General features: G+C 44.6%; 13 protein-coding genes. 11 read left to right on the top strand and 2 right to left on the bottom strand.

The genetic code is table 11. The features are described from left to right. Positions 1-87 precede the first annotated feature (87 nt). The 3 genes from QMA13_RS26525 to QMA13_RS26515 all read left to right on the top strand — a co-directional run bounded on the left by QMA13_RS26525 (position 88) and on the right by QMA13_RS26515 (position 2402). Complete coding sequence (locus QMA13_RS26525) at positions 88-831, top strand: HD-GYP domain-containing protein (RefSeq protein ID WP_282936699.1); 744 nt, start codon at positions 88-90, stop codon at positions 829-831. Positions 832-960: 129 nt separating this feature from the next. After that, positions 961-1275: a tetratricopeptide repeat protein gene (locus tag QMA13_RS26520; protein ID WP_282936698.1), complete on the top strand. Its 315-nt coding sequence runs from the start codon at positions 961-963 to the stop codon at positions 1273-1275. Next, the gene (locus QMA13_RS26515; RefSeq protein ID WP_282936697.1) at positions 1272-2402 is read left to right on the top strand and encodes a L,D-transpeptidase; all 1131 of its coding nucleotides are present in this window, start codon (positions 1272-1274) and stop codon (positions 2400-2402) included. The genes QMA13_RS26520 and QMA13_RS26515 overlap by 4 nt, the downstream gene beginning before the upstream one ends. Positions 2403-2471: 69 nt before the next feature. Here QMA13_RS26515 and QMA13_RS26510 read toward each other — a convergent pair whose 3' ends face one another. After that, entirely contained in the window at positions 2472-2609 is a 138-nt protein-coding gene (locus tag QMA13_RS26510) for a hypothetical protein (protein ID WP_282936696.1), read from the bottom strand. 164 nt (positions 2610-2773) lie between these two features. Between QMA13_RS26510 and QMA13_RS26505 the strand changes: the two genes are divergently transcribed. From QMA13_RS26505 to QMA13_RS26475, 7 genes are all read left to right on the top strand, one after another. Then, complete coding sequence (locus QMA13_RS26505; RefSeq protein ID WP_282936695.1) at positions 2774-3874, top strand: quinone-dependent dihydroorotate dehydrogenase; 1101 nt, start codon at positions 2774-2776, stop codon at positions 3872-3874. A gap of 19 nt (positions 3875-3893) precedes the next feature. After that, positions 3894-4697, top strand: coding sequence for a GTP diphosphokinase (gene yjbM, locus QMA13_RS26500; RefSeq protein WP_028547844.1), 804 nt, complete (start codon positions 3894-3896; stop codon positions 4695-4697). 12 nt (positions 4698-4709) lie between these two features. Beyond that, the gene (locus QMA13_RS26495; RefSeq protein WP_282936694.1) at positions 4710-5129 is read left to right on the top strand and encodes a DUF309 domain-containing protein; all 420 of its coding nucleotides are present in this window, start codon (positions 4710-4712) and stop codon (positions 5127-5129) included. A 143-nt stretch (positions 5130-5272) separates the two neighbouring features. Beyond that, on the top strand, positions 5273-8392 hold the full coding sequence (locus QMA13_RS26490; protein WP_349254174.1) for an ATP-binding protein: 3120 nt from the start codon (positions 5273-5275) through the stop codon (positions 8390-8392). Positions 8393-8408: 16 nt separating this feature from the next. Further along, positions 8409-8573, top strand: a complete 165-nt coding sequence (locus QMA13_RS26485; protein ID WP_282936693.1) for a response regulator — start codon at positions 8409-8411, stop codon at positions 8571-8573. 2 nt (positions 8574-8575) lie between these two features. Beyond that, positions 8576-9532: a response regulator gene (locus tag QMA13_RS26480; RefSeq protein ID WP_282936692.1), complete on the top strand. Its 957-nt coding sequence runs from the start codon at positions 8576-8578 to the stop codon at positions 9530-9532. Positions 9533-9878: 346 nt separating this feature from the next. Then, positions 9879-10901 carry an HD-GYP domain-containing protein gene (locus QMA13_RS26475; protein ID WP_282936691.1) on the top strand — a complete coding sequence of 341 codons (1023 nt, stop codon included), beginning with the start codon at positions 9879-9881 and terminating at the stop codon, positions 10899-10901. Between the two features lie 55 nt (positions 10902-10956). Here the strand turns inward: QMA13_RS26475 and QMA13_RS26470 are convergent, their stop codons facing one another. Next, complete coding sequence (locus QMA13_RS26470; protein ID WP_282936690.1) at positions 10957-11475, bottom strand: PadR family transcriptional regulator; 519 nt, start codon at positions 11473-11475, stop codon at positions 10957-10959. 347 nt (positions 11476-11822) lie between these two features. Here QMA13_RS26470 and QMA13_RS26465 point away from each other — a divergent pair, with 347 nt between their 5' ends. Next, a complete protein-coding gene (locus tag QMA13_RS26465) occupies positions 11823-13376 on the top strand; it encodes an MFS transporter (protein WP_282943573.1) in 1554 nt (517 codons plus the stop codon). Positions 13377-13439 lie beyond the last annotated feature (63 nt).

The following is a 13439-nucleotide window of genomic DNA, read 5'->3' as shown; positions in this document are numbered from 1 at the left end:
ATGGGGTTTCTTTCTCAGTATAGGTTTTTTTGAAGCAATTAGTCTATCATCGCAGTTCATATGGTCATGAGACAGGAGGAGAAGTCGATGTCCGACTTGCAGCAGCTTCACGATAAAATTGCTGAATTGGAACAAAAAAACAACGAGCTCTCCTTCTTGCTCTATTCAGCGTTGTTGGCGAACAGCAGCTTGCACGACAAGGATGAACTCGTCTCGATGAGCGTTATTCGTTCCCTTGTACTTGCATTGGATTCCCGAGACCCTTACACGGCAGGTCATTCCTCTAGAGTGGCATTATATTCCCTATGGATTGCCAGAGAGCTGAAAATACCGGAAGAGGAATGCAAGCATTTCTATAGAGCCGCATTGATGCATGATATCGGAAAAATCGGTGTTCCTGATAAAATCCTTCTAAAAGCGGACAGCCTGGATGACGAAGAGTTTCATATCATGATCTCCCATACGACGATAGGAGCAAGAATCCTATCCAAGATGGAGCCGGAGGAAAGGATGCTTCAAGCGACGGAGGTAGCCAAATATCATCATGAGAAAATGGATGGTTCCGGTTATCCGGATGGACTTAGCGGCGATGAAATCCCATTCTTTGCAAGAATCGTAGCTGTGGCAGATGCCTTCGATGCCATGACTACGGATCGGCCATACTCTAAGGGGAGAAGCTATTGGGACGGGGTACAGGAAATTATTCGCTGCAAAGGGACGCATTTTGATCCAGTGGTCGTTGAGGCGTTCGAGAAGGTAATGGAGCACCGTGACTATTTGGAAGGTTTTCATAAATTGACTGAGCAAGCCGAAGCGAACAAACAGGAGTAAAGCATACACCCGGTGACCCGATGAAACCAGTAAGGTTCTCAATGGGAGCCGGGTGTTTTTAGTGTGCCCCTTTAAAAAAAGGGATCGCTTGCCGATATTAGTGGGAGAAGGTGGAAAGAAGGGGTCGAGATGAAAGCAAAAGACCATGATGAGCAGCTTCAGCAATTTTTTCAGCATCATCCATTAGAAAATCCGCAATATCTTAAAAAATATGTACGTGAGCATCCGACTAATAAAATGGCTTGGTACTTGCTTGGACGGGAGTATGACGCTCAGGGCAAGCGGGGGAAAGCTCTGTATTGCTATACACAAGCAGGGGAAATTTATGAAGCGTTCGAGAATCAAACGATTGCGGTATCTCCGGAATCAGAGCAGTCACTACGTCAATGGGAGCAGCTGGGCAAAAAAAGAAGCTGCAGCAGCGGTTGCGATGGACTGCTTTGACTATCTTAATGGTACTCGGCATTCTATTGTCGCCGGAGCTGAATAAGCAGAAGGATAAAACGGCGGCAGCGCTTCCCGAGGGGATGACTCAAGAGCAGGTTCAAGAAACAAAGGTGTACTACGTGACCGGCTCCAAAAATAAAGAAAATACCGCCGCTGCTCTCCAGGAAATGCTGTTGAAGGAGAGGGTGAACCGCTATGCTATTTTGGCCTATGGGAGACCAACCGAGGATGGTAAGTGGATCTCGTGGTCCAAGTCTCCGCAAATTCTGCTTTCCGTTGAAGGGAAGGAGGATGCAGCAACCCAGCAAATCCAGTACCATGATGCGGAGAGCTGCAGCTGTCAACCAACAGAGGCGAGTAAACCCCAGGCGGTATTCAGCGCTTGGGCAGAGCAGCGTGAGCAGGAGCTGGTATTAAGGTCCGCGTTAACGTCTTACAAGCAGAAGAATGGCAAGATGCCGGAGAACATACAGGATCTAAGTCAGCCTTATCCTAATAATATGCTGCCGGGAGTGACCCCTTTCATGGAGCAGCTGTTTGACCAGGGCAAAAAGGCGGGAATGGGAGATTCAGCTGGCGGTGGTCAGGGAGAGGGACAAGCAGGCGGTACCGACTCACTTTCTAGTGAGCCATCTGCGAACACTTCTGCTATTGGTACAGGCGGATTGGTGAAGCCTTTAACTGAGCCGCTTCGCATAGTGGTGGATAAGACAAGCCATCGACTCGCACTCGTTAGCGGACAGCTTATCGTAAGAAGCTATCCGGTTGGACTGGGGGCTGACCGCACCCCGGAAGGCACGTTCGAGATATCGGAGAAGGTTCGTAATCCGAACGGCAAGTCCAACGGAGAATTCGGAAGCAGAGGCATGCAGTTATCGGATACCCAATATGCGATTCACGGTACGAATAAACCGTCCAGCATCGAGAAGGATCAGTCTCTTGGCTGTATAAGGATGCTGAAAGAGGATGTTGAGGAGCTGTTTGACATGGTTCCGATGGGGACGCCTGTGACGATTGGCAAGGGCTTGCTTCCTTCTGAGGTGAAGCGAGGAAAGCCGGTGTTCGAGCTGCCGGTGAGTACGGTGGAAACGAATCCGGGCAAAGTGTATAAGTGGCTTGACTAAACTAAAAAGGAGCGACCCCTTCGTTGGTAGGGGGAAGCTCCTTTTTGAGTGTTTTAATGATTGAAGCGCTTACTTATTAAAAATAAAGAGTATAATCATAATGATCACTATGGCGGCAAAAACAGTGCTCGTCCAAATGATAAGTTTTTTGTTTACCGCTTCTTTCGGTTTGCGCTGCTGCAAATACGTCGGTTTTTTACGCTGCATAGGAATCCGCCCTGCCTTTTTTCATAGTTTAAGCATATTTTAACATAATGTACCCGTATAAGAACATCATTTTGAATAGCATGTCCTCTTTATTTTTCGTGCATAAAACGATAAACTGTTCAAGTAGAGCTACATACAGAGAACGGTTAGGGGAGAATAGAGGCATGCTTTATAAGAAAATAGCAAAACCGGTGATGTTCCGGATGGATCCGGAGAAGGCGCACCATTTAACCATAGACGGGCTACATACGGTAGGAAAGCTGCCGGGAGGCAAGGCGCTGTTGAAGGGAATGTATGGAGTTCCGGAATATGCGGAGCTGGCAACAACACTTTGGGGAATTCGCTTTAGCAATCCGATCGGCTTGGCAGCTGGACTGGATAAGAACGCTAAGGCAGTACACGGCTTTTCTAACATAGGCTTCGGATTCATGGAGGTCGGCACGGTCACGCCAAAGCCCCAAGCGGGCAATGAGCTGCCACGTTTGTTTCGATTGCCAGAAGATGTTGCCTTGATTAACCGTATGGGATTTAATAATGTTGGGATCGAAACGATGGCGGAGCATCTTCGTCAAACGGGTAAGCGATCCATTCCAGTTGCCGTCAATATCGGCAAAAATAAAGCGACTCCGAACGAGCAAGCTGAGGACGATTATCGCCTTTGCATCAGAGGCTTATACCCCTATGGCGATTTTTTCGTAGTTAATATAAGCTCTCCCAATACGCCGGACTTGCGAAATTTGCAGCACGGAGACGATTTGTCCAGGTTGCTGGCTGCAGTACGGGACGAGATGCATCAGCAGCATCAAAAGCACGGAGGTCCCGAGAAACCGGTATTGGTTAAAATAGCGCCTGATTTGGAACAGGAAGAGATTACTTATATGGTGGGTACGATCATGAACAGCGGCGTATCTGGCATCATTGCCTCCAATACGACGATTTCAAGAGCGGGGTTAACCCACAAGAATAAAGGAGAAACAGGAGGCCTAAGCGGCAAGCCGTTGACGGAGCGCTCTACTAAGCTTATTCACACCATCTATGCGGCAACGGAAGGAAAGCTACCGATTATCGGATCCGGCGGTATCTTCACGGCGGAAGACGCTTATGCAAAAATTTGTGCAGGGGCCAGTTTAGTGGAAGTGTATACGGCGTTAATATACGAAGGGCCAGGTTTAATCAGACAATTGAATGAAGGCCTCCGGACGCTGCTTCGAAAAGACGGTTTTAAACACATTTCGGAAGCGGTTGGGTCGGCTCACAGACGCTAGTTGGAATGGAGGAACACGGATGGATGGACGCGACTGGAAAAAATTTTTATTGCCTTATGAACAGACAGTAGAGGAATTAAAAGTTAAGTTCAAGACGCTGCGCGGCGAATTAAAAAGTCGTGATGAATATTCACCGATAGAATTTGTAACAGGGCGTGTCAAAAAAATATCAAGCATCCTGGAAAAGGCCAAACGGTTAAACGTACCGATGGAGCAGTTGGAAACAGGAATCGAAGATATTGCAGGCATTCGCATCATGTGTCAGTTTGTAGAGGATATTGAACGGCTGGCCGAGCTGATCCGCGAACGTGAGGACATGACTCTTGTTTATGAAAAAGATTATATTCGCAATAAAAAGCCAAGCGGCTATAGAAGCTACCATATGATTGTGGAGTATCCGGTACAGACAGCACTTGGGATGAAGCGGGTATTGGCGGAAGTACAAATCCGCACCTTGGCTATGAATTTCTGGGCGACGATTGAGCATTCCTTGAATTATAAGTACCGGGAGAGCTTGCCGGAGGACGTCATCAAACGGCTCAGCAAGGCGGCAGAAGCGGCATACCAGCTAGATGAGGAAATGAGCAGCATTCGCGAGGAAATCGTGGAGTCGCAGCAAATGTTCGAAGATAAATCCAATATTGTAACGAGAGTGCTGAACGGGATTCAAGAGCTGTATTTCTACCGTCGTGTGCGGGAGGCCGCTCAATTTCAGCTGCGCTTTAACGAGAATTGGGAAATCGAGGACATGTGGTATTTCAAAGAACTGCTCGGTGAAATTGATGAGGCCATAGGACGCGCTAAAAAAGGGCACCAGGAATAGGAGGGCGCATCGATGCCTGCTTATGAACGGCTGTATGTGGAATTCGTTTATTATTTTAATATCGCACGCGATTATTTCGAATGTCATGAGGTAATGGAGGAGCTTTGGCTGGAAGAAGGCAGAGCTCCGTTATACCAAGGCCTGCTGCAGGTAGCAGTAGGCCTTTACCATTATCGCAACGGGAATATCAGTGGCGCGATTAAGCTGCTGACGGCAGCACTTGAGAAGCTGGAGCCGCGGCAAGAGAAAGGTCCTGGTATCGATCTGCCCAGGCTGGTAAACGACAGTAGAGTGTATTTGCATCAATTGTTGCGGCTAGAAGAGGAGCCGTTTGCTTTTTACGATCTGGACATTCGTATCACCGATCCGGAGTTGAACGAAATAGTGGAAGAACTGCGTGAAAATCCGCCTAGCCCGCATGAAGAAGATTAGATTGAAAGACTAAGTTACATATAGAATAACTTGAATATTACAAATTGCCCCGCTAAATTGGCGGGGTTTTATTTTTAATAGGTTGTGAGATTTTTGGGAGAGCTTAATGATAAAATAATTTCAGCAATGATCTACAGAAAGGGTTGAATAATAACCAAGTGAAGCACCGCAGGTTTCTGGCCATTGGCTTAATGGTCTTGTTTTCTATGGCTTTATTCATCGCGATTTATGTGCAGGCTTTTCCTAACCGGAATGCTCCGTTGGCGATGCAGGGAGTGCTTGACTTATCAAACTGGGATTTTGAAAAAGAAGGGTGGATCCCACTGGATGGACAATGGGAATATTATCCGGAGCAGTTGCTGGAACCTGGTGATTTCTTAAATGGAGAAGTGAATTATTTAGCCGTACCGGGTATCTGGAGAGGCAAACAAAATAATTCTATGGATAGGCAAGGCTTCGGTACATACCGTCTGAGAGTTATTGTGCGTGATTCGGATGAGATATTAGGCTTGAAAGTAAGAAGTATCCGGATGTCCCATAAGCTGTACATTAATGGCAAAGTAGTAGGGGGGAGCGGTCTGCCTGCTGCAGACGTTCAGCTACATCAACCGGGGAATACCCCTTATACCACCTACTTTCACACCAATGCACATGAAGTCGAAATTGTAATTCAAACGGCTAACTACGTATATGTTAATGGTGGAATTGTGAATTCCATTCAGATGGGCTTGAACAAACATATTACAATGCTAAACTCCTTACAAATGGGTTCGGACCTTGCCGTTATTCTGATTTTGGGGATGTTCGGAAGCTACCATCTGAGCTTTTATTTTCTCGGTAGAAAAGAGAAAACCTATATTCTAAGCGGTCTGTATTTGTTGATTCTTATGTGCCATCAATCGCTGTATGGAGAGAAGCTATTCATGCGGTTGCTTCCGGATGTTCCGTTCAATATAAGCTATAAACTGCTGGATTTGAGTGAATTTGTGAGCGAGATCGTTATTATACTTTTCTTTTGTTCTCTTGATAAAAGGCTCTTGAAATCTCGTAAAATTGCATTGTTACTGCTTCCAATAGGTGTTTATATCGTTTCGGTTTTAGTATTGCCTTACCGGATGCACAGCGAGATCAAGCCTTTGTTTTTACTATATATCGGCATTTTATCCATATATCTTATCGGACGAATGATGCTTCTATTGAGGCGGCAAGAATCGGATCCAGTAAATCGTACGGAGATTTTCTTATTTATCGGGGGGATTATTTCCCTGACTGTGTTTATGATGGACGGAGTACTGTTTACGATAAACCTGGTCCCAACCGATTTAATAGCCAAGCTCGGCGTTATTTCTTTTATTGTGTTCATGAATATGTTTCTCGCGGTTCGTTTTGCGAATGCTTATGAAAAGACGGAGACACTTTCCAATCAATTGAAGATATCGAACCAGCTTAAGGATGAGTTTTTGACCTATACATCGCATGAAATCAAAACGCCTTTGCATGGAATTATGAATATGACCACGTACCTACTTGATGATACGGATGGCAATTTAACGACGAAACAGAAGCAAAATTTGTGGCTTATTAAAGATACATCTATCAAGCTATCCATGTTGATTCACGATTTGATCGATGTGACCCGGTTGAAGCATGGAGAACTGAGGCTGTACCCAGTCGTGGTTGATGTTAGGGTTGTTGTCCAGATTGTGTTTGATGTCTTACAGTTCGAGCTTCTCGGTAAGGCGGTTCGGTTTGAAAATGCTGTTTCACAAGATGTATGGGTTCGAGCAGATGAGAATCGGTTGCGCCAAATTATTTATAATCTTGTTCATAATGCTATCAAGCATACAGATCAAGGTTTGATTAAGGTAATATCGAATGTTGAAGGAGAATCGGTATTTATTTTTGTAGAAGATACCGGCGTGGGCATTCCTAAAGACAAGCATGAAGCGATATTCAACTATTTCGAGCAGTTAAATGAAACGCTGCCGAATGATGAGTATACAGGTATGGGGGTAGGCTTGTATATTAGCCGGAAGCTGGTCGAACAGATGGAAGGACAGCTAAAGGTTGAAAGGTCGCAGGTCGGTCAAGGAACTTGCATGATGCTCCTGCTGCCGCGTGCAGATATGATTCCAGCGTATCATGAAGCTGCCTATACTTCTGAGCCTCAACGAGATTCAATGGACCAACTGCAATTAGATATTACGAATCAAAAGGGGCACACCATTATGGTTGTCGATGACGAAGCCTCGAATATTCATGTACTGCATACTATCCTGGAACGGAACCGCTACAACGTCCTAACGGCATTTTCTGCCAAAGAAGCTCTGACAAAGCTAGGCGAAAACAAGCAGGTGGATCTGGTTATTCTGGACGTCATGATGCCGGGGATATCTGGAATAGAACTGTGCCAATTGCTGAGGAGCCAATATTCAATTATCGATTTGCCTATTTTATTTACAACGGCTAAGGATACTTCACAGGATATCTCTATGGGATTCCGAGCTGGTGCCAATGATTATGTAACCAAACCGTTCGATGCCGAGACGTTGGTTGCAAGAATTCAAACCCATATTTCGATGAAAACATCGATTCAAGAGGCGATACGTAACGAGCATGCCTTTCATCAAGCCCAAATCAAGCCTCACTTTTTGTACAATGCATTGAGCAGTGTAATTTCTTTTTGCTATACCGACGGAAAAAAAGCGGCCTATTTGCTTGGGATGCTAAGCCAATATTTACGCTTCATTCTTGACATGGATCGTTCCACGTTGTTCGTTCCGTTATACCGGGAGCTTGAGCTAATTCGGGCTTACATAGAAATTGAGAAAGCACGATTTGGCGATCGGTTTGATTTTGAGTGCTTTGTTGACAATAATCTTTTGAATTACGATGTCCCTTCGTTATGTATTCAGCCCTTTGTGGAGAATGCGATAAGGCATGGGTTGTTCGAGAAGGATGGGGTTGGTAAAGTGGGGCTTCACATAAGTGAGGGCCAAGGGTATATGAAAGTAACGATAGAAGATGATGGTATAGGGATTCCTGACGATATTCTGTATGAAATATCTACTGGCGAGATGAAGGAGGGAGGTATTGCTATTGCGAATATCCGCAAGCGACTAAACGCCATACCTGGGGCCACATTCAGTGTGAGCTCGGAGCTCGGAAAAGGCACAAAGATTACCATGTACCTGCCGCTGTATTCTGATGAACCGCTAGTAATATCGAAAGCTCCTGAACAGTTTATGAGAGATAACGATTAGGTTGGGAGGGGCCAATTTGTTCCGTGTTATTATTGTAGAAGACGAAAAGCCAATATTGGAATTAATGAAATATTTCATTGGTCAAAATACCCATTATAACATCATTGGGGCCTTTACCAACCCGCTCGAGGCGCTGGCATATTTGGCGGATCTTACACCAGATGTTATTTTTTGGATGTAGAAATGCCAAAGATGAACGGGCTTGAATTGGCAGAGAAAATAAACGAGCGGAATGAAGGGACGAAAATCATTTTTACTACTGCGTATAAGCAGTATGCCTTAGATGCTTTTCAGGTATATGCGTTCGATTATATTTTAAAGCCGGTTACACCGGAGGCAATCGATCGGATCGCGAGCCGATTGCTCAAACAGGTTCGCCCAGCAGCTATTATTGAACCACAGGAAAAAGAAGCCTCCCTTCGCTGCTTCGGTGGATTCGAGGTATTCAGCCGAAGCGGATCGCCAGTTCGATGGCCTACACGCAAAACAGAGGAGCTGTTTGCTTTCTTTCTCTGTCACTCTGGAAAAGAACTTAGCAAATGGCATTTGGCAGATTTGTTATGGCCTCAAATGGAAGAAGAGCGCGCGCTTCATAATCTGCATAACACCATTTATCGTTTGAAAAAAATGCTGAAAGAAAATGAAGTAAGAATGGATGTGCGAAAAATCAATGAAGGCTATATGCTGAATACAGCTGGATTGATGTACGATGTGATGGCATTTGAACGATACGCTTCTTTTGAGGATACAGGGAAGGAACTAGCTCAGTTGGAACAGCTATGTTCCATGTACAAGGGTCCCCTTCTAGATAGGAAAGACTACTCGTGGAAGGTGGCACTTGAAGAGTGGTACGGTAAACAGTATACGCTCTTGGTTCGTAAGCTGATCGATATGGATCTTTCTGAACAGCAATGGTCACGAGCTGAACAGAGATTGGATGTATACTTAAGCATACATCCGCTTCATGAAGAGATGAATCAACTGATCATGGATATTTATGAGAGTCGCGGTCAAAGGGATAAAATGATCACGCATTATAAACGATTTGAAGCTTCTTACCTTCAGGATTTGGGACTAGAACCACCGGAATGGATGAAAAAGAGACTTATATCTTCTAGGATGGCAACAGAGATTGGATAAACATTTGTAGGCAGAGAGCTTATTTAGGCTTTCTGTCTTTTTTTGATGTCGAATAATGGGAGTTTGTGAGAATTTTGTGAGGATGATTAGGTACAATTTGGTTATAGGATAGGCTTTGAGACCTATTTAACAAATTCATTACTGACGGTGTTGGAGGATTGACATGAAAAAGAAATATGGCAGGGGGTTCAAACACTCATAGACAGCTTGGAGATGGTAGTGAACATGATCGGAATCTAGTCACACGGCCCTCTAAACTGGGTTACCAATTCAGTTAAAGCATGAATCACTGATCTATTAAATGCTTGTCTGAAAGCTCAAATTTCAAACTAAGGGGAGGCTAATCATGTCTTTGGGATTTCTGCTAGGCAAAAGAACGGACTGTGACATTATCAATGCAGCTGGACTTGTGCTGGTCCCTTCAGGGTTCGTTGTGGATGAGGAGCATCTTCGGCTGCTTGATCAGCACCAGGTGAAACTTTCGGAGGTGACTTGGATGGGCAATGGCAGGAATGAATCTATATCCACGCTTGATGATAAAGTGCAGAAAGTTTTTCAATATAATCAGGATTTATTTGATCGCATTTATAAGATTAAAAAGGTTCCTCTTCTCGAAATCAAGAACGAGCTTCTTCCAATCGTGCAAGAAATTTCAGAGTACCCTGATCTTTTTCAATTATTGGCGGCAATGAAGAGAGCAGAGGTGAATACATATACCTTTCAGCATCATATTGGTGTGGCAGTTCTGACGACGTTGATTGGGAAATGGATAGGTTTAGAAAAGACGGACTTATCGTTGTTAACCTTGGCTGCTATTTTGCATGATGTGGGTAAGGTAAGGATTTCCGAGGATTTATGGTTGAAGCCGGGTAAACTTACCGACGAAGAGTTTGCGGAAATTAAGCTCCACACTGTCTATGGATATGAATTATTAAAGGCTACGATAGGTCTCAGCCCTCGTGTGGCAAAAGTTGCTCTGCTGCATCATGAGCGATCAGATGGTAACGGATATCCGTTAAAACTAAAGGGATCACGATTAGACACGTTCAGCAGAATTGTTGCAGTTGCTGATGTATTCCACGCAATGTCTTCCAAGCGTCCTTATCGGGATACCTTATCTTTTCATGAAGTCGTCTCTCGGATGCGTAAAGGAGCCTTCGGGCAGATAGACCCGCATATATCCGCTATGTTTCTTGAAAATATAATTTGTTCTTTGATTGGCAAGCAGGTCATGCTGACGGATGGACAAATAGGAGAGGTTGTATATACTAACCCTCACAACGACCTCCGTCCGTTGATCAGGATCGGCGAATCGTTGGTGAATTTAAGCGAAATGAAGCAGCTCCATATTGCAGATGTCCTTGTTTAAGGTATGAAAAAGACCGTTTTAGCTAAATGCTAAGAACGGTCTTTTTTGGTACTCATCAAGTAGGCTGCTTCATTTGCTCGATAGTATGAAGGATCCAGTCCCGGTCACATTGCAGTAATGCAATGCGATGTCTAATAGACAAGTCTACGCCGGTTCCAGGTCCATGTCGGGGAACGGTAGAAAGTGCTTCCAACAGCTGCTGCGCTTTTCTCAGCTTTTGCTCCAATAGCGATATAGCCTCTTCCTTGCTCAAATGATCAATAAACATAAACCCGATATCTCCTGAAGGAGTAACATTCTCCAGATTTGAGAGCGTTGCCCGCAGCAATGTATTGAACTGCTCCTCTCCAATAGGAGTTATAGTATAGATTTGCCGAGGAGGGCGATTGCCTTCTTGTTCTACTGCGACGTCGACGTATCCTTTTTGATTCAACCGTTTCAATATGGAATAGGCTGTAGCCTTTTTCATGTCGGATACGCGGCCTAAGTTTTTTTCAATGAATTCATTGATCTGATAGCCGTGCTGGCTTTGTGTCATTAATAGCCCCAAGACGAGTAATTCACGTTCATCCATCTGAATAGCCTCCTTCCGTTAAGATCTATTATAGTCACTCTTGACTAAAAGATCAAAAGCTGATAATCTTACTCATGTGTTATTAATCATATATGACTATATATTTATGATTATATCGTTCATAACTATAAATGGGGGGAATACATGAATTGTGGATGGATCAGAGCAGTCTCAAGACGATTCCCTGTTGGGAATCGAAAAAAGCACTAGTAATCTACTTAAACAGCGATTCGTTCAAGCATGCCCATGGCGGAGACATGCTTCAACGCGCCCAAGGTCGAGTATTATGACGGTAGGGTTCTAGCATAAACAATAAATAATACGTTTCATCAAGGAGTGGGATAATGATGAATAAGGCTGGCAAATGGTCATTGATTACTTTAGCCATTGGTGTTTTTATGGGGGCCTTGGATAACGGTATTGTTACCTCATCGTTAACGACATTGATCCATACATTCGGTGTTTCCCCATCGTGGGGAGCATGGATCATAACCATATATACTTTAGGTCTCGCGATTAGCGTACCGATAATTGGGAAGCTATCTGACCGATATGGCAGAAGGCTTTTATTTTTAATCGAGATAGGTCTGTTTGGAGTCGGCTCACTCTTGGTTGCCTTGAGTCCAAACTTTTCTTTGCTGCTCCTTTCTCGATTTATTCAAGCCATGGGCGGAGGCGGTATATTCATACTAGCAAGCTCCTATATCCTGAATACTTTTCCAAAGGAGAAACAGGGAAGGGCTCTCGGGATGATTGGAGGAATGAACGGCATTGCTTCTATTATCGGTCCTAATCTGGGTTCTTTCATTTTGAACCTAACGGGCAGCTGGCACTGGCTGTTCATCATTAACATTCCAATCGCAATTGTGTTGATGATTATGGGCGGCAAAACCATTAAGGAAGAGCAAGAACGGGTTCATACGAGACTCGATATTCCAGGAATTCTCGTTCTGAGCTGTGCCAGCCTTTCGTTGATGTACGGACTAACTCAGCTTAAAGGTGCATCCGCTTCGTTCCTATTGTTTATTGTAATTGGCGCCGCTTTGCTTGCCTTGTTCATTTATATTGAAAAACATGCAGGGGCTAAGGGCATCGAGCCCGTTCTTCCTATAGAACTGCTAAAAAATCGGACCTATCGCTGGACGCTGCTCCTAGCAGCTTGCTCTGGTGCCATACTGGCTTCAGTTATTTTTATCCCAAGCTATGTGGAGCAATTTCTAGGGATTGACAGCAAAATGGCGGGATACTGGTTCACTCCGTTGGCCATAGCTTCAGGTATTGGTGCCGGTGGAGGCGGAGCTCTTATAGACCGCAAAGGTCCGACGTTCTCTCTAACGATTTCCTGTTTGTTAGCAATTCTAGGATTCGTACTATTTCCAATCTGGGTTACGACCACATGGCAGATGGTCATAGCCAGCAGCTTGGTAGGTATCGGCTTCGGCTCCATGCTAGGTGCGCCAATCAATATTCTTGCCACGGAGAATTCCAAAGATAATAAAGGCGTTGCTTTGGCTGGTGCTTCCCTGCTGCGGCAAATGGGAATGACCATTGCACCGACCATTTATGCAGGCTTCCTGACACGCTCCTTTGAGCAATTCGGGAATGATCTTCAAAGCAATGCCCAGAAGGCTGGAATACAGCTGCAGCCAGGTTCCATGAGTCAATTGCCGCAAACGATGGATGCAGCCACATTGAAAAATGCTATCAGCCAAATCCCTGTGCCGCAAATACGAGAGTTGGTGCAGCAGACTTTGCATGAAACGGTAGGACGGGGCTTCAACGGTTTATTTCTTAGTGCAATGACAGTTGCGATCATCATGCTTGCTTCTGTATTTATAGTAAGAGCCTTGCGCAATAAAGACAAAGAAAACAAAGCTGATCCTATGCCCGTTTCCCAGTAAGTAAAAAGACGTCGAAAGGCGTCTTTTTTTATTTATATTAGAATAAGACATAAACTGATGAGT

The sequence above is a fragment of the Paenibacillus sp. RC67 genome, from assembly GCF_030020805.1.
GTDB lineage: Bacteria > Bacillota > Bacilli > Paenibacillales > NBRC-103111 > Paenibacillus_S.
This window is presented reverse-complemented; position numbering and strand designations above follow the sequence as displayed.